18 protein-coding genes are annotated in these 24,187 nt (G+C 74.5%); 9 read left to right on the top strand and 9 right to left on the bottom strand.

Annotation, left to right across the window (positions count from 1 at the left end):
• Positions 1–181: 181 nt before the first annotated feature.
• The 3 genes from ACSMX9_RS06135 to ACSMX9_RS06125 all read left to right on the top strand — a co-directional run bounded on the left by ACSMX9_RS06135 (position 182) and on the right by ACSMX9_RS06125 (position 3,727).
• Positions 182–1,783, top strand: a complete 1,602-nt coding sequence (locus ACSMX9_RS06135; RefSeq protein WP_445400587.1) for an MFS transporter — start codon at positions 182–184, stop codon at positions 1,781–1,783.
• Positions 1,784–1,904: 121 nt separating this feature from the next.
• Positions 1,905–2,501, top strand: a complete 597-nt coding sequence (locus ACSMX9_RS06130; RefSeq protein ID WP_445400585.1) for a TetR/AcrR family transcriptional regulator — start codon at positions 1,905–1,907, stop codon at positions 2,499–2,501.
• Positions 2,502–2,695: 194 nt separating this feature from the next.
• Positions 2,696–3,727 (top strand): endonuclease/exonuclease/phosphatase family protein, encoded by a 1,032-nt coding sequence (locus tag ACSMX9_RS06125; protein WP_351247071.1) that lies wholly within the window; start codon positions 2,696–2,698, stop codon positions 3,725–3,727.
• A 38-nt stretch (positions 3,728–3,765) separates the two neighbouring features.
• Here the strand turns inward: ACSMX9_RS06125 and ACSMX9_RS06120 are convergent, their stop codons facing one another.
• Positions 3,766–5,532: an NAD+ synthase gene (locus ACSMX9_RS06120; RefSeq protein ID WP_445400583.1), complete on the bottom strand. Its 1,767-nt coding sequence runs from the start codon at positions 5,530–5,532 to the stop codon at positions 3,766–3,768.
• A gap of 85 nt (positions 5,533–5,617) precedes the next feature.
• Positions 5,618–6,979 (bottom strand): type I glutamate--ammonia ligase, encoded by a 1,362-nt coding sequence (gene glnA / locus ACSMX9_RS06115; RefSeq protein ID WP_445400581.1) that lies wholly within the window; start codon positions 6,977–6,979, stop codon positions 5,618–5,620.
• A gap of 391 nt (positions 6,980–7,370) precedes the next feature.
• Between glnA and ACSMX9_RS06110 the strand changes: the two genes are divergently transcribed.
• A complete protein-coding gene (locus ACSMX9_RS06110; protein WP_445400579.1) occupies positions 7,371–10,391 on the top strand; it encodes a bifunctional [glutamine synthetase] adenylyltransferase/[glutamine synthetase]-adenylyl-L-tyrosine phosphorylase in 3,021 nt (1,006 codons plus the stop codon).
• Here the strand turns inward: ACSMX9_RS06110 and ACSMX9_RS06105 are convergent.
• Entirely contained in the window at positions 10,379–11,002 is a 624-nt protein-coding gene (locus ACSMX9_RS06105; RefSeq protein WP_445400577.1) for a TetR/AcrR family transcriptional regulator, read from the bottom strand. The two genes, ACSMX9_RS06110 and ACSMX9_RS06105, sit on opposite strands and share 13 nt — an antisense overlap.
• A gap of 125 nt (positions 11,003–11,127) precedes the next feature.
• Here ACSMX9_RS06105 and ACSMX9_RS06100 point away from each other — a divergent pair, with 125 nt between their 5' ends.
• The gene (locus ACSMX9_RS06100; protein WP_445400575.1) at positions 11,128–12,720 is read left to right on the top strand and encodes an amidohydrolase; all 1,593 of its coding nucleotides are present in this window, start codon (positions 11,128–11,130) and stop codon (positions 12,718–12,720) included.
• 28 nt (positions 12,721–12,748) lie between these two features.
• Here ACSMX9_RS06100 and ACSMX9_RS06095 read toward each other — a convergent pair whose 3' ends face one another.
• Positions 12,749–13,663, bottom strand: coding sequence for a phosphatase PAP2 family protein (locus tag ACSMX9_RS06095; protein ID WP_445400574.1), 915 nt, complete (start codon positions 13,661–13,663; stop codon positions 12,749–12,751).
• 133 nt (positions 13,664–13,796) lie between these two features.
• On the bottom strand, positions 13,797–14,891 hold the full coding sequence (locus tag ACSMX9_RS06090) for a LacI family DNA-binding transcriptional regulator (protein ID WP_445400572.1): 1,095 nt from the start codon (positions 14,889–14,891) through the stop codon (positions 13,797–13,799).
• A gap of 187 nt (positions 14,892–15,078) precedes the next feature.
• On the opposite strand from ACSMX9_RS06090, the gene ACSMX9_RS06085 reads away from it, so the two are divergent.
• The 3 genes from ACSMX9_RS06085 to ACSMX9_RS06075 all read left to right on the top strand — a co-directional run bounded on the left by ACSMX9_RS06085 (position 15,079) and on the right by ACSMX9_RS06075 (position 18,716).
• Positions 15,079–15,522 (top strand): RrF2 family transcriptional regulator, encoded by a 444-nt coding sequence (locus ACSMX9_RS06085; RefSeq protein ID WP_445400570.1) that lies wholly within the window; start codon positions 15,079–15,081, stop codon positions 15,520–15,522.
• Positions 15,523–15,603: 81 nt separating this feature from the next.
• Positions 15,604–16,803: a globin domain-containing protein gene (locus ACSMX9_RS06080; protein ID WP_445400568.1), complete on the top strand. Its 1,200-nt coding sequence runs from the start codon at positions 15,604–15,606 to the stop codon at positions 16,801–16,803.
• A gap of 233 nt (positions 16,804–17,036) precedes the next feature.
• The gene (locus ACSMX9_RS06075) at positions 17,037–18,716 is read left to right on the top strand and encodes a glycoside hydrolase family 13 protein (protein ID WP_445400566.1); all 1,680 of its coding nucleotides are present in this window, start codon (positions 17,037–17,039) and stop codon (positions 18,714–18,716) included.
• A gap of 21 nt (positions 18,717–18,737) precedes the next feature.
• Here ACSMX9_RS06075 and ACSMX9_RS06070 read toward each other — a convergent pair whose 3' ends face one another.
• Entirely contained in the window at positions 18,738–19,469 is a 732-nt protein-coding gene (locus tag ACSMX9_RS06070) for a TetR/AcrR family transcriptional regulator (RefSeq protein ID WP_366115712.1), read from the bottom strand.
• 287 nt (positions 19,470–19,756) lie between these two features.
• On the opposite strand from ACSMX9_RS06070, the gene ACSMX9_RS06065 reads away from it, so the two are divergent.
• Positions 19,757–20,341 carry a hypothetical protein gene (locus ACSMX9_RS06065; protein ID WP_445400564.1) on the top strand — a complete coding sequence of 195 codons (585 nt, stop codon included), beginning with the start codon at positions 19,757–19,759 and terminating at the stop codon, positions 20,339–20,341.
• A gap of 66 nt (positions 20,342–20,407) precedes the next feature.
• On the opposite strand, the gene ACSMX9_RS06060 is transcribed toward ACSMX9_RS06065, so the two are convergent.
• The 3 genes from ACSMX9_RS06060 to ACSMX9_RS06050 all read right to left on the bottom strand — a co-directional run bounded on the left by ACSMX9_RS06060 (position 20,408) and on the right by ACSMX9_RS06050 (position 24,170).
• Entirely contained in the window at positions 20,408–22,354 is a 1,947-nt protein-coding gene (locus ACSMX9_RS06060) for a hypothetical protein (RefSeq protein WP_445400563.1), read from the bottom strand.
• A gap of 67 nt (positions 22,355–22,421) precedes the next feature.
• Positions 22,422–23,024, bottom strand: coding sequence for a tetratricopeptide repeat protein (locus ACSMX9_RS06055; protein WP_445400561.1), 603 nt, complete (start codon positions 23,022–23,024; stop codon positions 22,422–22,424).
• 135 nt (positions 23,025–23,159) lie between these two features.
• Complete coding sequence (locus tag ACSMX9_RS06050; RefSeq protein ID WP_445400559.1) at positions 23,160–24,170, bottom strand: NAD-dependent epimerase/dehydratase family protein; 1,011 nt, start codon at positions 24,168–24,170, stop codon at positions 23,160–23,162.
• Positions 24,171–24,187 lie beyond the last annotated feature (17 nt).

Here is a 24,187-nt window from a genome sequence, read left to right as displayed (position 1 = left end):
TCCTTCATGTCATCTCGAAGCGCCCTGACGGCGTCTCCGGACCGTTTCCATGGTGGCACCTCGGGACGCGGGACGGTAGTCGGGGGCCGTCCTCCCGCAGGTCGGACCCCGAAGCGTAAAGTTCTCCCCATGGATTTCGATACGGGTCCGTCTCGTATCGAAGGGTTCCTAGGCTCGGCCCATGACCGATCCTGCTGTCCCCTCCGGGCGGGTGTCCGAAGCCGTGCACCGTAGGCGCTGGGCCGTCCTGGGCGTGCTCATGCTCAGCCTGCTGGTCGTCGTGATCGACAACTCGATCCTGAACGTGGCCATCAAGACCATCTCGACGCCCGCGCCCGTGGGCCTCGGCGCCAGCCAGGTCGAGATCGAGTGGGCCATCAACTCCTACTCCCTGGTCTTCGCGGGGCTCCTCTTCTCCGCCGGACTCCTCGGCGACCGGCTGGGCCGCCGCAAGGTGCTGGTCGCCGGCATGCTGGCCTTCGGGGCCTGCTCCGCGCTCGCCGCCTACGCTGATTCGCCCGGCGAGCTGATCGCCTACCGCGCCCTGATGGGCCTCGGCGCCGCCTTCGTGATGCCGGCGACCCTCGCGATCCTGATGAACGTCTTCGAGCGCGAGGAACAGCCCAAGGCCATCGGGATCTGGGCGGGCGGCGTCGGCCTCGCCATCGCCGTGGGCCCCGTCACCGGCGGGTTGCTCCTCGACCACTTCTGGTGGGGCTCCGCGTTCCTCGTCAACGTCCCCGTCGTGCTCGTCGCGGTGGTCCTGATCCTGGTGCTGGTGCCCGAGTCCCGCGACCCCGCGCCCGGGCGCGTCGACCCGCTCGGGGTGCTCCTCACCGTCGTCGGACTCACCCTGCTCGTCTACGGCATCGTCGAAGGCGGCCGCCTCGCCGACTTCACCGACCCCGTCGTCCTCGCCACCAGCGGCACCGGGCTGCTCGCCCTGTGGCTCTTCGTGCGGCACGAGAAGCGCACCGCACACCCCGCCATCGACGTCCGGTACTTCCGCGACCGGGTGTTCTCGGCCGCCGTCACCGCCGTCGCGCTGGTCTTCTTCGCGCTGATGGGCGTCACCTTCTTCTCCGTCTTCTACCTCCAGACCGTGCGCGGCCACTCCCCGCTGGAGACCGGCCTGTTGATGCTGCCGCTGGCGATCGCGCAGCTCCTCGCCGCGCCCCGGGCCCGGTTGGTGGTGGAGCGGTTCGGCCACCGCGCGGTCACCACCTCCGGACTGCTGCTGCTGGCCGCGACCCTGGCCTCCTTCGCGGTGTTCGACGAACGGACCCCGCTCTGGGTGCTGGAGCTGGTGTTCTTCCTGATGGGACTGGGGATGGCGCACGTGGTGACCCCGACGAACGTGCTCATCATGCAGGCGGTGCCCCGGGAGAAGGCGGGCTCCGCGTCCGCCCTCAGCAGCACCTTCCGACAGGTCGGCGGCGCCCTCGGCATCGCCGTGCTGGGCTCGGTGCTGTCGGCCGCCTACCGGGCCGGCGTCGAGGACGGGATCGCCGTGCTGCCGGAGGCGGCCCGGCACACCGCCGGCGAGTCCATCGAGGCCACCCTCGCCGCCGCGCACCGCCTCGGGGCGGACGGGGCGCCCCTGGTGGCCGCCGCGCACCAGTCCTTCCTGCACGCCATGGGGGCCACCGCGCTGTGGGGCGCGGCCGTCGCGGTGCTCGGCGCCGTGGTGACGGCCCTGTTCCTGCCCGCCCGCACTCCCCGGCCACCGGCACCCGACGAGGTGCCGCGGCCGACCCGGACGGAGGCCGGACGCACCCCCTGACCTACGGGCCGTCAGCTCGGCAGCCGGTCGCGGACCGCGGCGAGGACGCCGGGCGCGCCCGCACCTCGGGGGCCACGAGGCGCCAAGATGGGGGCACAGTCCCACGAGGCCCGGAGGAACGGTGGACGAGGTGAAGCCGCTGCGGGGCCGCCCCCGCAGCGAGGCGGCCGAACAGGCGATCCTGGAGGGCGCCGTGCGGCTCCTGGAGGAGGGGGTGCCGCTCGCCGACATCGGCATCGAACGCATCGCCCGGGCCGCCGGCGTCGGCAAGGCCACCATCTACCGCCGCTGGCCCGGCAAGGAGGAGCTCTTCGTCGCCGCCATCCGCCGCGTCGAACCCGAGGAGCCCCCACTCGCCGGCACCTCGGTCCGGGAGGACCTGGTCGCCCTGCTGGAGGCCCAACGCCGGTGGGGGCTCGCCCGGCGCTCCTCCGCCCTGCTGCACAACGTCCACGCCCAGATCAAGAGCCACCCCCGGCTCTGGGCCGCCTACCGCGCGACCGTCATCGAACCCCGCCGCCGCACCGCCCTCGACGTGATCCGCCGCGGACAGGCCGACGGTGAGATCCGCGCCGACCTCGACGCCGACTTCCTCAACGACCTCTTCGCCGGGCCGATGCTGGTGCGCACCGTGCTGCGCCCCGAGGGCGACCTCCCGGACGACTTCGCGACACGGATCGTGGACGCCCTACTGGCGGGGCTGCGCCCGGCGCAGTAGGGTCACCGCGCCCGGGCGCACTCCCGCGCGACCCGCCGGCGCGGAACGGCGGACGGGGCCGCTCCGGAACTCCCGGGGCCCCATCTCTCGTCTTCGTTCCCACACCCCCGCCCGGGACGACGGGAACACCACGGGCCATCGCCTAGGGTCGGGTGCAGGCGGGAACGAAGGGCACGGCATCAGTGAGGCGACCAATGGCGCAGCAGACGTATGCGACGGCGACGGACAGCGGCGGCGACCCGGGGACCGGCGGCCGCCCCGCTTCCCGGTTGCGGCGCCTGACCCGCGGCTGGCGCGGCGACGGGGGCACCTGGCGGCGCGGCGCGGTGCTGGCCGTGCTCGCCGTCCTGGTCGCGCTGGCGATGATCCTGCACGCGCAGATCCCCAACTCCATCGGCAGCCTCGGCAGTCTCAACGAGACCTTCCTGCCGTGGCTCGGGGTGTTCGTGCCGCTGCTGTTCCTGCTGGCCCTGGTCCGCAAGTCCGCCACCGCGCTGATCGCGGTGCTGGTGCCCGCCGTCACCTGGGTCAACCTCTTCGGAGGGCTCGTCACCGACAAGACCGGCACCGGCGGCGACCTCACCGTCGTCAGCCACAACGTCAACGCCGAGAACCCCGATCCGGCCGGGACCGCCCGCAGCGTCGCCGCCTCCGGGGCGGAGGTGCTCGCCCTGGAGGAACTCACCCCGCAGGCGGTGCCCGTGTACACCCGTGCCCTGGAGGACTCGTACCCGTACCACAAGGTGGAGGGCACGGTCGGGGTCTGGAGCAAGTACCCGATGAGCGACACCGCGCCGGTCGACATCAAGCTCGGCTGGACCCGGGCGATGCGCACCACGGTCACCACGCCCCAGGGCCCGGTGGCCGTGTACGTGGCTCACCTGCCCTCGGTGCGGGTGAAGCTGAACGCCGGGTTCACCGCCAGCCGCCGGGACCAGAGCGCGGACGCGCTCGGCGAGGCCATCTCCCGCGAACCCCTGGAGCGGACGGTCCTGCTGGGCGACCTCAACGGCACCATGAACGACCGCGCCCTCAACGGCGTCACCGCGCAGATGCGTTCCACCCAGGGCGCGGCGGGCAGCGGCTTCGGCTTCACCTGGCCGGCGGCGTTCCCGATGGCCAGGATCGACCAGATCCTGGTCAAGCACGTGGAGCCGATGGCCTCCTGGACCCTGCCGCGCACCACCAGCGACCACCTCCCGGTCGCGGCCCGGGTCCGGCTCTGAGGTTCCGCGCCCGGGGCCGGGGCCCCGGGCGCGACGGTTCACTCCGGGGCGTGACCCGACTCCCGCCACCGGTTGGTGATCGGCAGCCGCCGGTCCTTGCCGAAGCCCTTGGCGGAGGTCTTCGTCCCCGGCGGGTACTGGCGCCGCTTGTACTCGGCGGTGTCCACCATCCGCAGGGTCTTCGTCACCAGCTCCGCGTCGAAGCCGGCCGCCACGATCGTGTCCGCGCCCTGGTCACGGTCGACGTACCGTTCCAGGATCGCGTCCAGCACCGGGTAGTCCGGCAGCGAGTCGGTGTCCACCTGGTCGGGGCGGAGTTCGGCGCTGGGCGGCTTGGTGACGGAGTTCTCGGGGATCGGAGGGGTCTCGCCGCGCTCGACGGCCGCCCGGTTGCGCCACTCGGCGAGCCGGAACACGGTCGTCTTGTACACGTCCTTGATCGGCCCGTAGGCGCCCACCGAGTCCCCGTACAGCGTGGAGTACCCCACGGCCAGCTCGGACTTGTTGCCCGGGGCCAGCACGATGTGGCCCTCCTGGTTGGAGATCGCCATCAACAGGGTGCCGCGCAGTCGGGACTGGAGGTTCTCCTCCGCCAGCCCGGTCAGCCCCAGGGACTCCATGTAGGCGTCGAACATCGGCGCGATCGACACCGTGCGGAAGTGCAGCCCGGTGCGGCGCGCCAGCTCCGCCGCGTCCTCCTTGGAGTGCTCCGAGGAGTACTTGGAGGGCATGGACACCCCGTACACGTGCTCCGCGCCCAGGGCGTCGCAGGCCAGGGCCGCCACCAACGCCGAGTCGATGCCGCCGGAGAGCCCGATCAGCACCGAGCGGAAGCCGTTCTTCGCGACGTAGGCGCGCAGGCCCACGACCAGCGCCGAGTAGACCTCCTCGTCGTCGTCCAGGCGCTCCGCGTACCCGCCGAACTGCTCCGGCTCGTAGGGCGGCAGGGGGTCGGCGGAGAGCGTGCGGTGGTCGATGCGCAGCCCGTCGTCCACCACGCCGGAGGGGGGTTCCTCGGCCGCCGCGGGCAGGTCGAGGTCCAGCACCACGCAGCCCTCGGCGAACTGGGGGGCCCGGGCGATCACCTCGCCGTCCCGGTCCACCACGATGGAGTCGCCGTCGAACACCAACTCGTCCTGTCCGCCCATCATGGCCAGGTACGCCGTGGTGCACCCCGCCTCCTGGGCGCGCTTGCGCACCAGCTCCAGACGGGTGTCGTCCTTGTTCCGCTCGTAGGGGGAGGCGTTGATCGACAGCAGCAGTCCGGCGCCCGCGGACCGGGCGGCCGGCACCCGGCCGCCGTCCTGCCACAGGTCCTCGCAGATCGCGAGGGCCACGTCCACCCCGTGCACCCGCACCACGGGCAGCGTGTCGCCCGGCACGAAGTACCGGAACTCGTCGAACACCCCGTAGTTGGGCAGGTGGTGCTTGGCGAAGGTCAGCACCACCTCGCCGCCGTGCAGCACGGCCGCCGCGTTCTGCGGGGCGCCCGCCGGCTGGCCGTACTTGGGCTGCGCGGTCTCGGAGCGGTCGAGGTAGCCGACGACCACCGGGATCCCGCCGAAGCCCTCCTCGGCGAGCCGGCGGGCGAGGTCCCGCAGGGCCGCCCGGGACGCCTCCACGAAGGAGGAGCGCAGCGCCAGGTCCTCGACGGGGTAGCCGGTGAGGACCATCTCGGGGAACGCGATCAGATGGGCCCCCTGGCCGGCGGCGTGCCGGGTCCACCGGAGCACGGCGTCGGCGTTGCTGGCGAGGGCGCCGACCGTGGAGTCGACCTGGTTCAGGGCTAGGCGTAGTTGAGGCACGCCCCCAGTGTAATCGTCACTCCGACGCGATGTCCTGCGGGCACCGCCCCGCCCGGGCCGGCGGCGCCCGGACCCACTGAGGGGCCTACAGCACCGGGAGGTTCTTCCGCAGCTCGAAGGCGGTGACCTCGGAGCGGTACTCCTCCCACTCGGACTTCTTGTTCCGCAGGAAGAAGTCGTACACGTGTTCGCCGAGCGTCTCGGCGACCAGCTCGCTGCGCTCCATCAACCGGATCGCCTCGCCCAGGTTCTGCGGCAGCGGCTCGATGCCCATCGCCCGTCGCTCCCCGTCCGACAGGGCCCAGACGTCGTCGTCGGCGCCCGGCGGCAGCTCGTACCCCTCCTCGATGCCCTTGAGGCCCGCGGCCAGCAGCACCGCGTACGAGAGGTACGGGTTCGCCCCCGAGTCCAGGGAGCGGACCTCCACCCGCGCCGAACCGGTCTTGCCCGGCTTGTACATGGGCACCCGGATCAACGCCGAACGGTTGTTGTGGCCCCAACAGATGTACGAGGGGGCCTCGCCGCCGGCGCCCGCGGTGCGCTCCGAACCGCCCCAGATCCGCTTGTACGAGTTCACCCACTGGTTGGTCACCGCGGAGATCTCCGCCGCGTGCCGCAGCAGGCCGGCGATGAAGGACCGGCCCACCTTGGAGAGCTGGTACTCGGCGCCCGACTCGTAGAAGGCGTTGCGGTCGCCCTCGAACAGCGAGAGGTGGGTGTGCATCCCGGAGCCCGGGTGCTCGGAGAACGGCTTGGGCATGAACGTGGCCTGCACCCCCTGCTCCAGCGCCACCTGCTTCATCACCAGCCGGAAGGTCATGATGTTGTCCGCCGTGGAGAGCGCGTCCGCGTACCGCAGGTCGATCTCCTGCTGTCCCGGAGCGCCCTCGTGGTGGCTGAACTCCACCGAGATGCCCATCGACTCCAGCATGGTGATGGCCTGCCGGCGGAAGTCCATGCCGACGTTCTGCGGGGTGTGGTCGAAGTAGCCGGAGTTGTCGGCGGGGGTGGGCCGGGAGCCGTCCAGCGGCCGGTCCTTCAGCAGGAAGAACTCGATCTCGGGGTGGGTGTAGAAGGTGAAGCCCAGGTCGGAGGTCTTGGCCAGGGCCCGCTTGAGCACGTAGCGGGGGTCCGCGTAGGACGGGGAGCCGTCCGGCATCAGGATGTCGCAGAACATCCGGGCGGTGCCCGGCGCCTCCGCCCGCCACGGCAGCACCTGGAAGGTCCCCGGGTCGGGCTTGGCGATCATGTCGGACTCGTACACCCGGGCGAAGCCCTCGATGGCGGAGCCGTCGAAGCCGATGCCCTCGTCGAACGCCTGCTCAAGCTCCGCCGGCGCGACCGCGACGGACTTCAGGAAGCCCAGCACGTCCGTGAACCACAGGCGTACGAACCGGATGTCGCGCTCCTCCAGCGTGCGGAGCACGAATTCCTGCTGCTTGTCCATTGTCGACTTCCCCATCCTTGCTGGTCGGGCCGCGTGCTCCGGTGCCCTGGGACAGGCCCCGTCACGAGCATCCCACCACACGGTTTCCGGCACGTTGCGGGCGCCCGGCGCAGGTCCGCGGCCGGGTGCCCCTCGGTGGCTCTGTGCCCATAGTGCCTGCTGATCCGGGTCTCCGTAACGGTCGGACCCGCCACCCGGGGAGCGGCCGGGCGCCGGACGCGTCCGGGGCGGTGCCCTGGGGCGGAACCCGGGGCCGAGGACGTAGGCTCGGCGTGCGGTGTGATCTTCCGTCGGACGGGGACCGGCCGCCGCGGAGCACGGGCACCCCCGCGACACCGCAGTACGGACCAGGGCGAACAGCACGGACGGAACGGAACAGGGGGACGGACGGATGACGGTGCCGTCGGGGCCGCCGGTGTCGAGCGGACGCCGCAGCAGCACCTTCACGCGCCTGCTCAGGCACGGCTTCACCGACCCCTCCACCGCCGAGCGGCTGCTCGACGGGGAGGCACTGGCCCCGGCGCGCGCCGATCCGGTGCTGCTGGACGCGCTCGGCCGCACCGCCGACCCGGACCTCGCCCTGGTCGGACTCGTCCGCCTGGTCGAGGCCCAACCGGACGAACTCGGCCACCAGGAACTGCTCGACACCCTGCTCACCGCCAAACCGCTGCGGGACCGGCTGCTCGGGGTGCTCGGCGCCTCCGAGGCGCTCGCCGACCACCTGGCCCGCCACCCCGGCGACTGGCGCGCCCTCACCACCTACGAGGCCCAGGACCTGCACCCCGGGGTGGCGGAGTTCGAACGGGGGCTGGCCGCCGCCACCGACCCGGTCTCGTTGCGGGTCGCCTACCGGCGCTGCCTGCTGTCGATCGCCGCCCGCGACGTGTGCGGCACCACCGACGTGGCCCAGACCGCCGCCGAACTCGCCGACCTGGCGACCGCGACCCTGCGCGCGGCCCTCGCCATCGCCTCCGCGGCCGGCCCCGAGGACGCGGCGCGGTGCCGGCTGGCCGTGATCGCCATGGGCAAGACCGGCGGCCACGAGCTGAACTACGTCTCCGACGTGGACGTCATCTTCGTCGCCGAACCGGCCGCCGGCGCCGAGGACGGCGACGAGACCGCGGCGCTCCAGGCCGCGACCCGGCTCGCCGCCCACCTGATGCGGATCTGCTCGGAGACCACCGTCGAGGGGACCATCTGGCCCGTCGACGCCAACCTCCGTCCCGAGGGCCGCAACGGTCCGCTGGTGCGCACCCTCTCCAGCCACCTCGCCTACTACCAGCGCTGGGCGAAGACCTGGGAGTTCCAGGCACTGCTCAAGGCCCGCCCGGTCGCCGGCGACGAGGAGCTGGGCGCCCGGTACGTCGCCACCCTCGCCCCCCTGGTGTGGCAGGCCGCGGAGCGCGACAACTTCGTCGCCGACGTGCAGAAGATGCGCCGCCGGGTGATCGAGAACATCCCGGCCGGCGAGGTGGACCGCGAACTCAAGCTGGGCCCCGGCGGGCTGCGGGACGTCGAGTTCGCCGTGCAACTGCTCCAACTGGTGCACGGCCGGGCCGACACCTCGCTGCGCAGCGGCACCACCCTGGACGCGCTGGCCGCCCTGGCCCGCGGCGGGTACGTGGGCCGGGTCGACGCCGCCCAGCTCGACGACGCCTACCGCTTCCTGCGCACCCTGGAACACCGCATCCAACTGTTCCGGCTGCGCCGCACCCACCTGGTCCCCGAGGGCGAGGCCGACCAGCGGCGCATAGGGCGCTCGCTGGGCATGCGCACCGAGCCCATCACCGAGCTCGACCGGGCCTGGCGCCGCCACACCTCGGTGGTGCGGCGCCTCAACGAGAAGCTGTTCTACCGCCCCCTCCTGGACGCCGTCGCCCAACTGGCGCCCGGGGAGACCCGGCTGAGCACCGAGGCGGCCCGGGAACGGCTGGTGGCCCTCGGCTACGCCGATCCGGCCGCAGCGCTGCGGCACCTGGAGGCCCTGGCCTCCGGGGTCAGCCGCAAGGCGGCCATCCAGCGGACCCTGCTGCCCGTGCTGTTGGGCTGGTTCGCCGACTCCGCCGACCCGGACGCCGGCCTGTTGAACTTCCGCAAGGTCTCCGACGCGCTCGGCAAGACCCCCTGGTACCTGCGGCTGCTGAGGGACGAGGGCGCCGCCGCGGAGAACCTGGCCCGGGTGCTGTCCGCCGGTCGGCTCGCCCCGGACCTGCTGATGCGGGCCCCGGAGGCGGTGGCCCTGCTCGGCGACGCCAGCGGGCTGCGGCCGCGCGGTCGGGAGCCGCTGGAGCAGGAGGTGCTCGCGGCCGTCCGGCGCGCGGACGGGGCGGAGCAGGCGGTGGCCGCCGCCCGCGGCATGCGCCGCCGCGAGCTGCTGCGCACCGCCGCCGCTGACATCGTCGCCTCCTACGGCACCGAGGAGGCCCCGGCCGTCGCCGACCAGGGCGCCCTGGTGGACCTGGTCGGCGGGGCCGTCTCCGACCTGACCGCGGCGACCATCGCGGGCACCCTGCGCGCCGTGGTGCGCGCGGGGTGGGGCGAGGAGCTGCCCACCCGGTTCGCGGTCATCGGCATGGGCCGCTTCGGCGGGCAGGAACTCTCCTACGGCTCCGACGCCGACGTGCTCTTCGTCCACGAGCCCCGTCCGGGGGTGGACGAGCAGACCGCCGCCAAGGCCGCGGCCACCGTGGTCGCCGAGGTGCGGCGCCTGCTCCAGATCCCCAGCGCGGACCCGCCGCTGCTGATCGACGCGGACCTGCGTCCGGAGGGCAAGAGCGGGCCGCTCGTGCGCACCCTCGGTTCGTACGCCGCCTACTACCGGCGCTGGTCGCTGGTGTGGGAGTCGCAGGCCCTGCTGCGGGCCGAACCGGTCGCCGGGGACGCCGAGCTGGGGCAGCGGTTCATGGAACTGGTCGACCCCCTGCGCTATCCGGCGGAGGGCATCGGACCGGACGCGGTGCGCGAGATCCGGCGGCTGAAGGCGCGGATGGAGTCCGAACGCCTGCCCCGGGGCGCCGACCCCACCCTGCACACCAAGCTGGGCCGCGGGGGCCTCTCCGACGTGGAGTGGACGGTGCAACTGCTGCAACTGCGGCACGGCTGGTCGGAGCCGGGCCTGCGCACCACCCGGACCCGCCCGGCACTGGCCGCGGCGACCGCGGCGGGGCTGCTGGACGGTCCGGACGCCGAGGTGCTGGACGAGGCGTGGGTGCTGGCCTCCCGGGTGCGCAACGCGGTGATGCTGGTGCGCGGCCGGGCGGGCGACACCTTCCCCTCGGACGGTCGCGAGCTCGCCGCGGTGGGCCGGTACCTGGGGTACGGCCCGGGGCAGGTGGGAGAACTCCTGGACGCCTACCGCCGCACCACCCGGCGGGCCCGTGCGGTGGTGGACGAGGTCTTCTACGGTTCCTGAGGCGCGGCCGGTCCCCGCAGTGCGGCGGCCCGGGTGAGGAAGCCGGCCAGGGCCAGCTCGAAGGCCCGGTCGGCCCGGTCCGGGCCGACCGCGGCCAGGGCGCGGGCGAGCTGCGGGGTGCGCGCCCCCGCGGGCGGTTCCCACATCGTCTCCGGAGCGGCCAGGTCGAGGGCCGACCCCAGGACCAGGTTCTCCAGTGCCACGACCACCGGCAGCACTTCGGGCAGCGGGAAGCCGGCCGCCAACAGCCGCACCACCGCGCGTTCGTACTGGTCGAGGACGCGGGGCGCCCGCACCGGCGAGGCGGTCAGCAGGGGGATCGCCCGGGGGTGCGCGGCGAAGGCGGCGCGGTAGGAGCGGGCCCAGGCGGCCACCGCCCGGTCCCAGGGCTCCTCGTCGAGGGTGGCGGGGTCGATGGCGTCGGTGATCCGCTCCCGGAGCAGTTCCACGATCCCGTCCCGCCCGTCGACGTGGTGGTAGACGGAGGCGGTGCGCACCCCGAGCCGGGCGGCGATCTGCGGCACGCTGAAGTCGCCCCGGGCGTCGACCAGTTCCAGTGCGGCCGTGGTGATCCGGTCCCGGTCCAGTAGCGGGGTGCGGGGTCGTGCCATGCCGTGGGGCCTTCCCGGGGGGTGGTCGGAGGGGGCGGAGTCCGGCCTTCCGGATCGCCCGGGCACAGGTTACCGTGCTGGAACCGACAGGCTTTAGGTTTCTGTCGCGGAGAGAAGGAGCCGTCATGCCGGACCCCGCCGCCCGCACCGCCGACCTCCTGCTGACCGGGGCCCGGGTCCGTACCCTCGATCCCGCCCTGCCCCCGGTCAGCGAGGACGTCGCGGTCGCCGTCCGGGCCGGCCGGATCGTCGCGGTGGGCGCGCCGGACGAGGTCCGTGACTGGCGCGGCAGCGGTACCGAGGTGGTGGACCTGGCCGGGGCGACCCTCGTGCCGGGTCTCACCGACGCCCACAGCCACCCGGTGTGGGGGTTGGAGCTGGCCACCGGGGTCGACCTGAGCGGGGTCACCGACCCGGCCGGGCTGCGGGCGGCGCTCGCCGGGGCGGAGCGGACCGGGGGGTGGGTGCTCGGCTGGGGCCTGGACCACAACGCCTTCGGCGGGGCGGCGCCGCACCGCGCCGCGATCGAGGAGGCGGTGGGGGGTGCGCCGACCCTGCTGCGGCTCTACGACGGCCACTCCGCGCTGGCCAGCGGGGCCGCCCTGGCCGCGGCCGGGATCACCGGCCCCCGGGAGTTCGGCCAGCGCGCCGAGGTGGTGTGCGACGCGGACGGGCCCACCGGCCATCTGATCGAGCAGGCCGCGATGGACCTGGTGGCCCCGGTCCTGCCCCGGCTGCCGCGCGCCGAGCGCCGGGCCCGGCTGCGCGACCTGTTGTCGGCGATGGCCGCCACCGGGCTGACCGGGGCCCAGGTGATGGACCTCGGTGACTTGGAGCTGCTGGCCTCGGTGTCCGAGGAGGCCGGCGGGCTGCCGTTGCGGTTGCGGTTGGCGCCCTGGTGCATGCCCGGCGCCGACCGGGACGCCCTGGACGCGCTGGTCGCCCTCCAGGGCAGACAGGGGCCAGACTGGCGGGTGGGCGGGGTGAAGTTCTTCATGGACGGCACGGTCGAGGGCGGCACCGCCTGGCTGGCGCACCCGGACCGCCACGGACAGGGCACCGAGGCGCTGTGGCCCGACCCCGGGGCGTATGCGGAGGCGGTGCGGTACCTGCACGGGGCCGGGGTCCGCACCATCACCCACGCCATCGGGGACGCGGCGGTCGGACACGTGTTGGACACCGTGGGGTCGCTCGGCCCGGGCGGCCGGATGCGGCACCGGATCGAGCACGTCGAGACCGTGCCGGACGCCCTGGTGCCGCGCTTCGCCGCCCTCGGAGTGATCGCTTCGATGCAGCCGCCGCACAGCGCCTACACCCGGGCCGACCACGGTGACGAGTGGTCCCGGCGGCTGGGGCCCGAGCGCGCCGGGCGGGCCTGGCGGGTGCGGGACCTGCGGGACGCGGGCGCGGTGGTGGCCCTCGGCTCGGACTGGCCGATCGCGCCCTTCGACGCGCGCGGGGTGCTGGCCACCGCCCGTTCCCCGCGCGGGGCCGCCGCCGCCCGGCCCGGGCTCACCGGGCTGATGGCCCTGGAGGGGCTCACCTCCCATGCCGCGCTCGCGGCGGGGGAGGAGCGGGAGGCCGGCCGGATCGCCCCGGGCCGTCGGGCCGATCTCACGGCGTTCGGAGTGGACCCGGTGGCGGCCCCCGCCGACGAGGTGGCCGGAGCGCCGGTGGTGCTGACCACCGTGGCGGGGCGCGTCGTCCACCGGGGTTGAGCCCGGCCGCCGGGCGGCCCGGCCCGGGTCAGCCGGTGCGGTCGTTCGGTACGAGCCGGGGCAGCTCCGAGGGCCAGCGGCCGTACCAGGCGCGGGCCACGCCGTAGCCGAAGGCGAGGCAGACCATCCCGCCGACCGCGTCCAGCCAGAAGTGGTTGGCGGTGGCGACGATGACGACCAGGGTGAGCACCGGGTACAACAGGCCCAGCACCTTCACCCAGGGCACCCGGGCCAGGAAGTACAGGGTGAGCCCGCACCACAGCGACCAGCCGATGTGCATGGACGGCATGGCCGCGTACTGGTTGGACATGTTCTTCAGGTCCCCGGAGGCCATCGACCCCCAGGTCTCGTGGACCAGGACGGTGTCGATGAAGCCGCCGCCGGTCATCAGCCGCGGGGGCGCCAACGGGTACAGGTAGTAGCCGAGCAGGGCCACCCCGGTGGTGGCGAAGAGCACGGTGCGGGTCGCCGCGTAGCGGCCGGGATGGCTGCGGAACAGCCACACCAGCACACCCAGCGTCACGATGAAGTGCAGCGTGGCGTAGTAGTAGTTCATCCCCACGACGAGCCAGGTCACCGAGTCCACGGCGTGGTTGACGGCCTTCTCGAAGGCCAGTCCCATGCTCTGCTCGACGTCCCAGATCCAGTGGGCGTTCCGCATCGCCTGTGCCTTCTGCTCGGGCACGGCGTTGCGGACCAGCGAGTACGTCCAGTAGCTGATGGCGATCAGCAGGACCTCGAACCAGAGTCGGGGACGGCGCGGAGCCCGCATCCGGTCGAGCAGTCGGCGCGGACCGAGCGGTCCGCGGGGGTCCGTCCCGTGCGGCGCCGCGGTGTCCTCGTGCCGGTCCGCGGGCGCGGCACCGTCCTGGGGAGCGGTACCGGGTTGCCCGCTGGCGGCCTGCTGTCGGCCTTCCAGTTGTGTCACGGTCGTCTCACCCATGGGGGAAGAGTCTGCCAGATGACCTGGTCAGTCCGATCATCCCCCGGACGGTCCCGTCCCGCACCCCGTTGCCCCCTCGTGCTCGCGCCCCCTCAGCGTCGGCGCTGGTGGCCGCCCCGGGGCATTCGGAGTGCTAGACGTCCTCGGGCCGGCGGGGGTTGCGCCCCGGGGCGGATCCGGTGGAGCCGCGGACCACCAGTTCCGGCTGGAACACGAACTCGCTGTGCGGGGCCGGCGACGCGTCGATCTCCTCCAGGAGGGCGCGCACCGCGGCCTGCCCCATCGCGGGCACGGGCTTGCGGACGGTGGTGAGCGGGGGATCGGTGAACGCCATCAGCGGGGAGTCGTCGAATCCGACGACGGACACCTCGCCGGGGACCGCGCGGCCCCGCTGCCGGGCGGCGCGCACCGCACCCAGGGCCATCAGGTCGCTGGCGCACACCAGCGCCGTGCACCCCCGCTCCAGCAGGGTGCCGGCCGCGGCCTGGCCGCCCTCCACCGAGAACAGGGAGTGCGCGATCAGCCGCCCGGTGATCTCGTCCTCGTCCAGGCCGAGCTGTTCGCGCACCGCGCGGACGAAGCCCTCGATCTTGCGCTGCACGGGCACGAACCGGACCGGTCCGAGCGCCAGTCCGATCCGGACGTGCCCCAGGGAGACCAGGTGCGTGACGGCCAACCGCATCGCCGCCCGGTCGTCGGGGGAGATGAACGGGGCGCGCACGCCCGGCGCGTACCCGTCGACCAGGACGAAGGGCACGCCCTGGACGCGCAGCCGTTCGTAGCGGCCGGGGTCGGCGGTGGTGTCGGAGTGCAGTCCGGACACGTAGATGATGCCGCGCACCCCGCGTTCCACCAGCAGGTCGGTGAGTTCGTCCTCGGAGGAGCCGCCCGGGGTCTGGGTGGCGAGCACCGGGGTGTAGCCCTGTCGGGTCAGGGCCTGGCCGATCACCTGGGCGAGCGCCGGGAAGATCGGGTTGTCCAGCTCCGGGATGATCAGGCCGACCAGTCCGGCGCTGCGGGCCCGCAGCCGGGTCGGCCGCTCGTAGCCGAGCCCGTCGAGGGCGGCGAGCACCGAGCGGCGGGTGGCCGCGGCGACCCCGGGCCGCCCGTTGAGCACCCGGCTGACGGTCGCCTCGCTGACCCCCACCCGCGCCGCGATGTCGGCGAGCCGCGCGGCCGGGGGCGGGGCGGGTGCCGGGGCGGGGCTCGCCGTGGGCTGCTGACTCATCGGGCTCCCTCGGATCGTGCCGGACGGGCGAACGTGCGTCATGGGCGCGGCGGTCGGCGCCCGCGCGCCCAACGTATACGCAGCGGGAGGGGGCGGGGACCGCGGGTGAGGTCGGCGGTTCCCCGGCCGTGTCCGAAAGCGACCCCCCAAATAAGAAGATGAGATGCCTATTTGATAGCGTCCGGGCATGCGCTTGACCAAGTTCACCGACCTGGCCCTCCGTGCCGTGATGAGCCTCGCCGCCTCGGAGGGTGGCGCTCCGCTCACCACGCGCGAGGTGTCCGAGGCCATGGACGTGCCCTACACCCACCTGGCGAAGGCCGTCGCCCGGCTCCAGCACCTGGGCGTGGTCGAAGCGCGCCGGGGGCGCGGCGGGGGGCTCGCGCTCACCGCGGCCGGGCGGCACACCTCGGTCGGTCAACTCGTCCGTGACCTGGAGGGAGAGGGGGAGGTCGTGGAGTGCGAGGGGGACTCGCCCTGTCCGTTGCGGGGGGCCTGTCGGCTCCGCCGGGCGCTGCGCGAGGCGCAGAACGCCTTCTACGCCGCGCTCGATCCGCTGACCGTGGGCGAACTCGCGGCACCCCCCACCGGGCCGGTGCTGCTCGGCCTGGTCGGGCGACCGCGTCCCTGAGTCGCACCCCGGGTGCGCGGTCGCATCCGTCGATCGCGTGAATACGAAGATCCTTTACCAATTAACCGACGAGGAGTCGTTGTGCTCTCAGCACGGTCCGTTCCGATCGTCCGCGCCACCCTCCCGGTGGTCGGTGCTCACATCACCGACATCACCGACCTCTTCTACCGCAAGCTCTTCGAGGCCCACCCGACCCTCCTGCGTGACCTCTTCAACCGCGGCAACCAGGCCAGCGGCACCCAGAAGCAGGCCCTCGCCGGCTCCATCGCCGCCTTCGCCGGCATGCTGCTGGAGCGCCCCGACGAGCGCCCGGACGCCCTGCTCCAGCGGATCGCCCACAAGCACGCCTCCCTCGGCGTCACCCCCGAGCAGTACAAGGTCGTCCACCAGCACCTGTTCGAGGCGATAGCCGAGGTGCTCGGTGAGGCCGTCACCCCCGAGGTCGGCGCCGCCTGGGACGAGGTGTACTGGCTGATGGCCCACGCCCTCATCGCCGTCGAGGCCCGCCTCTACGAGGAGAGCGGCACCGCGGGCGGCGCGGTCCGGCGCCCCATGACGATCGTCGAACGGCACGCCGAGACCCCCGACACCGTCTCCTTCGGCCTGCGCCCCGCGGACGGCCTGCCGCTCGCCCCCTTCCGCCCCGGGCAGTACGTCAGCGTCCAGGTCGAACTCCCCGACGGCGCCCACCAGATCCGCCAGTACAGCCTCTCCGCCGCGCCCGGCCGCGACCACTGGCGCATCACCGTCAAACGGGTCGACGGCGGCCCCGACCCGGACGGCGAGGTCTCCCACCACCTCCACGCGCACGCCCGCCCCGGCGACGTGCTCACCGTCTCCGCCCCCTTCGGCGACCTGGTCCTGCCCCCCGGCGACGGCCCCCTGCTCCTCGCCTCCGCCGGCATCGGCTGCACCCCCATGCTCGCCATGCTCGACCACCTCGCCACCACCGCCCCCACCCGCCCGGTGACCGTCGTCCACGCCGACCGCAGCCCCGGCTCCCACGCCCACCGCGCCGAACAACTCGCCCTGGTCGACCGGCTCCCGCACGCCGCCCTGCACCTCTGGTACGAGGACCCCGGCCCCGACACCGGCACCCCCGCCCGGACCGGACTGGCCGACGCCGGCGTCCTCGACCTGCCCGAAGGCGTCACCGCCTACCTGTGCGGCCCGCTGCCCTTCCTGCGCTCCTTCCGCAGCGACCTGCTGCGCTGCGGAGTGCCCGCCCGGTCCGTCCACTACGAGGTGTTCGGTCCCGACCTCTGGCTCGGCCAGGACTGACCCCGTGCGGTCGGGTCCGCACCCCCCCCGCGGACCCGACCGGTGGCGCGAAGTCCACCCCCGCCGGAGGCGGGCGGCCCCGGGCAGGCATGGAAGTGCAAATCCTTGCGCATGCTTTCCGCAAGAGATTTCGCGGAGGCGCCGCCGTCTCGGGCGCGCCCCGGCGACCCCGCCCGGGAGGCCCCGCGGCGGACGGCCTCCCCGCGCCCCGGCCCCGACGCACGAAGGACGCCATGAGCCCGCACCCCGACGACCACCCCTCGCAGACCGTCACCCGGACCGCCGTCCGCCCCGGCTGGTGGACCGAGGCCGTCATCTACCAGGTGTATCCGCGCAGCTTCGCCGACAGCGACGGCGACGGCATGGGCGACCTACCGGGCATCCGCTCCCGCCTTCCCTACCTGCGTGACCTCGGGGTCGACGCGGTGTGGCTCAGCCCCTTCTACGCCTCGCCCCAGGCCGACGCCGGCTACGACGTCGCCGACTACCGGGCCGTCGACCCCGTGTTCGGCACCCTCGCCGACGCCGAAGCCCTGATCGCCGACGCCCACGCCCTCGGCCTGCGGATCATCGTCGACCTGGTGCCCAACCACTCCTCCCACCACCACGACTGGTTCCGCCGTGCCCTCGCCGACGGCCCCGACTCCCCGCTGCGCCGGCGTTACCACTTCCGCCCCGGCCGCGGCGCCCACGGCGAACTCCCGCCCAACGACTGGGAGTCGGTGTTCGGCGGCCCGGCCTGGACCCGCACCACCGGCCCGGACGGCACCCCCGGCGACTGGTACCTCCACCTGTTCGCCCCGGAACAACCCGACTTCAACTGGGACCACCCGGCGGTCGCCGACGAGTTCCGCTCCGTCCTGCGGTTCTGGCTCGACCTGGGCGTCGACGGCTTCCGCATCGACGTCGCCCACGGGCTGGTCAAGCCCCCCGGGCTGCCCGACGCCGGCGGCCCGGCGCACGCGCGACTGCTCGACGGCGGCGCCAAACCCTTCTTCGACCAGGACGGGGTGCACGCCGTCTACCGCTCCTGGCGCGCCCTCCTCGACGAGTACCGGGGCGAGCGCATCTTCGTCGCCGAGGCGTGGACCCCCACCGTCGAGCGGGCCGCCCGCTACGTCCGCCCCGACGAACTCCACCAGGCGTTCAACTTCTCGTACCTCACCACCCCTTGGGACGCCAGCGCGCTGCGCGCCGTCGTCGACCGCTCCCTGGACGCCATGCGCGCCGTCGGCGCCCCCACCACCTGGGTGCTCTCCAACCACGACGTCACCCGGCACGCCACCCGGTACGCCAACCCGCCGGGCCTCGGCACCCAGTTGCGCACCGCCGGCGACCGTCGACTCGGGCTGCGCCGGGCCCGCGCGGCGACCCTGCTGATGCTGGCGCTGCCTGGCTCCGCCTACCTGTACCAGGGCGAGGAACTGGGGCTGCCCGACGTGGTCGACCTGCCCGACGAGGCCCGCCAGGACCCCTCCTTCTTCCGCGCCTCCGGCCAGGACGGCTTCCGCGACGGTTGCCGCGTCCCGATCCCGTGGACCGAGGAAGGCCCCTCCTACGGCTTCGGCCCGGCAGGCTCGTGGCTGCCGCAACCCGCCGACTGGGGAGGGCTGAGCGTACGGGCGCAGACCGGCGCCGCCGGGTCCACCCTGGAGCTGTACCGGTCGGCCCTCGCCACCCGTCGCGCCCACCCCGCCCTCGGCGCCGGCGACCGGGTCGACTGGCTCGACGCCCCGCCCGGGGTGCTGGCCTTCCGCCGCGAGGCCGAGGGGCGCGCCGTCGTCTGCGCCGCCAACACCACCGGCGCACCGGTGTCCTGGACGGCCCCCGGCACCCCGCTGCTGTCCAGCGGACCGCTGCCCGTCGCCGGTGAACTGCCCCCCGACACCACGGTCTGGTGGAGCACTCCCTGAGCGGCGGAGCACTCGTCGGGATCAGGCCGCGGCGCGCGGCGCCAGGGACACCAGCCGTCCGACCAGGTCGCCGAAGGGACCCTCGGAGGGCTCGTCCGCCAGGATGCGCACCAGGATGTCGGCCATCTCCTCGTCGTAGGCGGAACTCACCGCGACCAGCGCCGCGAAGTCGTGCACCAGCTGCAACTCCAGCTCGCCGCGCGGGATCTTCCGGGTGTCCAGCCAGAGCAGGGCGGTCGACTCCACCAGCGAGATCCAGGACCGCACCACGAGCTCCAGCCGCGGCGGCGGCTGCGGCACGCCCAGGTGCCCGAGCACCCGCTCGTACGCGGTCTGCCGTACCGAATCGACGAGGCCGTTGGTGGCCGAGGCCGCGGGCACCGGCACCCCGCCGCCACCGGTCGGGACGGCCGGACCGCCGCGCATCAGGGCCGCGAACCCGGGCCCGTGCTCGTCCACGAAGTCGAAGAAGCGGCCCATCATCCGCAGCAGCCGGTCGCCCAGCGCGCCTTCGCACGGCTCCCGGAACCGGGCCGCCAGGTCCTCCGCGGCCCGGGTCAACGCCGCCTCGTACAGGCTCAGTTTCCCGGGGAAGTAGTGGTAGACCAGCGGCCGGGATATGCCCGCCGCGACGGCTATCTCATCGATGGACACCTCTTCGGGCGAGCGGTGGCTGAACAGGTCGAGAGCAACCCCGATCAGCTGCTGTCGCCGTTCCTCGACACCCATCCTGCGGCGCACCCCGGTCGTCATGGGGGACACCATAACCGCAGCGAACCCGCATGTCGGCGGGGCGTCGGGACCGTTACCGGACCCTCAGGTACCGGTTCGTTCCCGCCGTCCCCCACCGCCCGGCGGGAGCGACCGGGTGCACACCCGGGCCGGGGCGCGAGGCGGGGCCGTGACTTTCTCGGCCGACCGGTCCGCACGCCCGGCCCCCGCGTGGTGGAGTACTCCTGGCTCGACCGCGAGGTCGCTCGAACCCCCCACGACACACGGCACTTCTTCCCTTCCCCCACCATCCGGAGCGCGAAGACGCCATGACCACGCCCATCCCGCCCCCCGACGCCCCGGCCACCCCGTTCGCGTCCCCCTCCTTCCTGCCGCACCTGCGCCGCGCCACCGCCGCGGCCCTCTCCCGACTGCCCCGAGCGCTGGGGCCGGAGGTCTACGTGCTGTCCTTCCGCATCGGCCGGATCGCCGACGACCCCCGCCGTCCCCGGCTGACGGTCGGCGGCAACACGGAGGGCCGGTTCCGTGCGCAGCGCGTCCGGCACGGCACCGACGAGGCCCGGTGGAACCCGCTGCACTGGCTGCCCGGCGGGGAGGTCGTCGGCGACGGGCCGGTGGCCGCGGCGTTCCGCGCCGAGGCGGTGCGGCTCGGCCACTGGTACGAGGACGGGGACGACCTCACCGACGCCGAGGAGGACGACTGCGCGGAGGCCCTCTACGCGTTGTTCGCGGACGCCTGCGAACGGGTCGCCGACGCCCTCACGACGGACGGGACCCTGCTGCGGGCCCTCGGCCGGACCGTACCGGTCGTGGTCCACGATCCCGCCCTCGCCGGCTGGGAGCCGCCCCGTCCCCCGGACCCCCGTCTGCCGGATTCGGCCCCGCACCCCTGACCGCCGGCCCGGACGACGGAGGTCCCCGCACCCACCCGGGCGCGGGGACCTCCGTCGGAAGGGGCGTCAGTGCAGGCCGTGCACGGTGGTCCCGTCCGCGGTGCGCCCTTCGAGCGCCGCCTGCACCCCCTGCTCCGTGGGCACGGCGAGGAACCGGCCCGACGCCCGTTCGGTGACGTCGCCGCTGGTGGCCACCTCCGTCACCTGCCGGCTGCCGGCCGCCAACAGGAACCAGTCGCCCGCCTTCGCCTTCCACAGGGCCCCGGCCAACACCCGCGGCTCCCGTGCGCCGCACGCCGGCGCACCCGAGGACTGCGCGGCGACCGCGGCCACCGGCTTGCCCGGGGCGAGGAGCTGCGCGAGCACCCGGGCCTGTGGCCCGCGCCAGGTCTCGCCCCGGGTGCAGAGCCAGCGGGCCTCCCCGTTGCCCTGCGGCAACGGCTGCCGGGCGTACGCCCACGAGTTGACCGACCGCACCCCCTGGCCCTGGAACACCGCCAGCGAGCACGCGGTGCTCGCCCACTCCCCGTACGCGTCCGGACCGGCGACGTCCCGCGGCGAGCCGGGCGGGCCCGCGGTGAGCCGGGCCGGGGTGATCTCCCCGAGGTCCGCGAGCAGCCGGCCGGCGCCCCCGGACTCCCGCAGCTGGAGGGCGTTGACCGCACCGCAGACGCCGGTGTCCGGATCCGGGCGGCCGGGCCCCGGCAACGGGTCGGTGACCCCCTGTGCACTGCGGCCCAGCTCCACCGGCTCGGCGTCCGGCTTGCGCAGGTCCCGGGCGGCGGCGCCGGTCACCCAGGGGGCGGTCAGATAGCGGACGTTGCCGTCGGAGCGGCCGAGCACCAGCGCCCCCGCCGCGGCCCGTTCCGCCCCGTCCACCCGGGCCAGGTCCAGGGCGGCGATCTCGGTGCCCTCCGCCGGCTCCGCGTAGCGCACCACCCGCAGCCCGTCGTACAGCAGCACCACCCGGGCCGCGTCCACCCGGCCCGCGTACAGCAGTTGCGCCGGGCCCGGCGCGGCCCCCGCCTGGGTGCCCGGGGTCGCGGACACCCGCACCGTGGAGCCGGGCCGCGCCCACACCGCGAGCGCCCGTCGCAACAGGGCCCGGTCACCGGTCAACGCACCGCGGGCCGGCCACACCGAGAAGTCGGTCCGCGGCGAGCTCCGCCAGGCGTCGGGCTCGGCGGCGGTCAACTGCTCCGGGTCCAGCGCCGCCTGCCCGGCCGGGTTGCGGGCGTAGGGCGGGGCCGCCGCCCCGTCCGGGCCCCAGCCCTCGCCGGGCATCCCGAGCAGCGCCCCGCACACCACCGTCGCGGCGAGGGCGACGCCCGCCGCCCGCAGGTGCTGGCGGCGGCGCACCAGATCGGTGGGACGGGCCCGGAGCGTGCACGGGTCGAACTCCGGCGACTCCAACAGGGCGTACCGGAGGTCGACCTCGTCGGCCTCGGCGAGCGCGTCCTCCGGGTCGGCCACCCCGACCGCCGCGAGGAGTTCCTCGGCCTCCTCGTCGGAGAGCCGTTCGACGCCCCGGAGCACCAGGGCGGCCCGGGCCTCGGCGGACAGTTCGGACCACTCCCGGGCCAGGGCGAGTTCCCCGGCGCCCCCGGGGTGGGGGTGCAGCTTCAGTCCCCACACCGCCGGCAGGGCGGGCCGGCGCCGGGCCCGGCGCAGCAGCGCCCACCGCTTCACGGGTCGGGCCGCGGCCAGCGCGCCCCGCAGGACCCGTTCCCGCACCAGGGCGTACCCGGGGTCGACGCCCTCGTCCTCCGCGGAACGCCGGGCGGCCACCACCCCGGCCGCCCACCGCGCGCCGCGTCCCCGGGGCAGCGCCCGCTGGACCAGGCCGTGCGCGGTGAGCACCCGCCGGGCGCGGGGGAGGTCCGGCGGCAACACCAGGTAGGCGATCCGGGCGAGCCGGGGATAGTGCTCGACGAGCGTGGCCTCGGCCCGCTCCTCGTCGGTGACCGGGTCGGCTGGGCGGGCGGGACGGGAGGCGACATCCTGTGACTGCACGACCAGCGCAACGAACGAATCCCGCGGAGGTCACCGCCCGGACCCGGACGGAGCACCGGCCGACCGGTCAGGAACCGGCCGGCGTGGAGAGCTGGTGCGCGTAGTGGCCCAACGCCCTCTGGTAGCGCGGTAGATGCGGCGCCAGGGCCCCCAAGGCCAGGGACAGGGCCTCCCGCTCCCGTCCGGCGTCCGCCAGGCACAGTGCCAGGAAGGCCCGCACCGCATCGTCCAACTCGTCGTTCTCCGCGTCCAGTTCGGGCGACAGCAGCACCACGCCCTCCTCCGGGCGGCCCAGGCTGCGCAGCGAACTCGCGAGCTGGATCTTGGCGCGACGACGACGTGCGCCGCGCACGCCCCGCTCCAGCGCGATCCGGTACAACGGGACCGCGCGCGCCGGCTGTCCGGTCGAGTCGAACGCCCCGGCCCGTTCGAAGGCCGCCACCGCGCTGTCCGCCGGCAACTCCGCGGCCAGCGCCTCGATCACCGCCCGGAACTCGGACGCGGGCAGGGTGTCGTACCGGGACCAGGCGGCGGCCAGCCGCTGCTCCCACGCGAGCCCGGGCTCCCCGTCCCCCGTCACCGCCGTCGTTGTCGTCGTGCCGTGCGCCGCGCCCCGTGCGCCGTGCTGCACCTGACGCACCGTCTTCCCGCTGCTCCCGTTCCCGCGCATGCCCCTCCCCTTCCTTCTTCCACAGGCACACCTTCGCACACTTGTACCCCGCAAGCGGTCGGGTTCCGGCGGTGATCAGCCATGTTTCCGCCGGCGAACCGTTTGGGTCGTCCGGGATGTCGAAGGTGGCGCGGATCAGCCGGGGGCGTCGAGTCCGGCTGCCTCCCGAAGGACCCGGGCCTCCGTCTCCGGGTCGAGCCGGGCGCCGGGCCGGTCCGGACGCCGGGGGGCCCGGCCGCCGATGGCGGTGAGCCACGCCCAGGTGTCGGCGACGGTCTCGGCCGGGGGCCGGCAGACCAGTCCCGCGGCCAGCGCCCGGGAGGGGTCCGACCGGTGCACGGCCCCGTGGAGTTCGGAGTCGGGCGGGGCCCAGCCGGGCAGTTCGGTCCAGGGCGCCACCCCGGCCCGCAGGATGACCTCGGGGTCGGTCCACCGCAGTCGCGCTGCGGAGCCGGTCACGGCCACGCAGGCGTCGAGGAGTCCGCCGGTGGTGGTCATTCCGGACGGGCCCACCGTGTCGTAGGGGCCGCTCAGTCCGGCGGCGGTGGCGTCGAGCGCGAAGGCGGCGAGGTCACGGGCGTCGACGTACTGGAGCGGCAGCTCCCGCGGCCCCGGTGCCAGGACGTCCCCGCCGCGGGCTATCCGGTTCAGCCACCAGGGCAGCCGCATGGTGTTCTCGTACGGTCCGATGACCAGACCCGCCCGCAGCAGCAGGCTCCGCCGGCCGAAGGCGGCCTCGACGGCGAGTTCCGCGCCCCGCTTGTCCTCGGCGTACGCGGTCGACTCCGCGTCCGGGGAGCCCGCCACCACCGGGTGGTTCTCGTCGGCCCCGGGCGGGGGCGCCCAGGCGTACACGGACCTGCTGGACACGTAGGTGTAGTGGCCGACCCGGTCCGCCAGGAGCGCGGCGGCGTCACGGACCGCCCGGGGCGCGGCCGACCAGGTGTCGAGGACCGCGTCCCAGGTGCCGTCCGCGAGCGCGGCGAGACCGGCCGGTTCGGTGCGGTCGCCCCGCAGGGCGGTGACCCCCGCCGGGGTGGGGTGGCGGCCACGGTTGACGGCGGTGACGTCCCAGCCGCGGCGCACGGCCTCCTCGGCGACGGCCCGTCCGACGAACTCGGTTCCCCCCAGGATCAGTAGCTTCATGCCCCGGAGCCTGCCCC

The organism is Streptomyces sp. LE64 (assembly GCF_052606915.1).
The sequence above is the reverse complement of the archived record's forward strand: the minus strand, read 5'-3'. Positions and strand labels throughout refer to the sequence as shown.

Bases quoted from the DNA above. Each gene is read 5' to 3' on its own strand.
- ACSMX9_RS06135 (WP_445400587.1), top strand. From the start codon at position 182: ATGACCGATCCTGCTGTCCCCTCCGGGCGGGTGTCCGAAGCCGTGCAC.
- ACSMX9_RS06090 (WP_445400572.1), bottom strand. From the start codon at position 14,891: ATGAGTCAGCAGCCCACGGCGAGCCCCGCCCCGGCACCCGCCCCGCCC.
- ACSMX9_RS06085 (WP_445400570.1), top strand. From the start codon at position 15,079: ATGCGCTTGACCAAGTTCACCGACCTGGCCCTCCGTGCCGTGATGAGC.
- ACSMX9_RS06100 (WP_445400575.1), top strand. From the start codon at position 11,128: ATGCCGGACCCCGCCGCCCGCACCGCCGACCTCCTGCTGACCGGGGCC.
- ACSMX9_RS06095 (WP_445400574.1), bottom strand. From the start codon at position 13,663: ATGGGTGAGACGACCGTGACACAACTGGAAGGCCGACAGCAGGCCGCC.
- ACSMX9_RS06125 (WP_351247071.1), top strand. From the start codon at position 2,696: ATGGCGCAGCAGACGTATGCGACGGCGACGGACAGCGGCGGCGACCCG.
- ACSMX9_RS06110 (WP_445400579.1), top strand. From the start codon at position 7,371: ATGACGGTGCCGTCGGGGCCGCCGGTGTCGAGCGGACGCCGCAGCAGC.
- ACSMX9_RS06070 (WP_366115712.1), bottom strand. From the start codon at position 19,469: ATGACGACCGGGGTGCGCCGCAGGATGGGTGTCGAGGAACGGCGACAG.
- ACSMX9_RS06075 (WP_445400566.1), top strand. From the start codon at position 17,037: ATGAGCCCGCACCCCGACGACCACCCCTCGCAGACCGTCACCCGGACC.
- ACSMX9_RS06065 (WP_445400564.1), top strand. From the start codon at position 19,757: ATGACCACGCCCATCCCGCCCCCCGACGCCCCGGCCACCCCGTTCGCG.
- ACSMX9_RS06105 (WP_445400577.1), bottom strand. From the start codon at position 11,002: ATGGCACGACCCCGCACCCCGCTACTGGACCGGGACCGGATCACCACG.
- glnA (WP_445400581.1), bottom strand. From the start codon at position 6,979: ATGGACAAGCAGCAGGAATTCGTGCTCCGCACGCTGGAGGAGCGCGAC.
- ACSMX9_RS06050 (WP_445400559.1), bottom strand. From the start codon at position 24,170: ATGAAGCTACTGATCCTGGGGGGAACCGAGTTCGTCGGACGGGCCGTC.
- ACSMX9_RS06055 (WP_445400561.1), bottom strand. From the start codon at position 23,024: ATGCGCGGGAACGGGAGCAGCGGGAAGACGGTGCGTCAGGTGCAGCAC.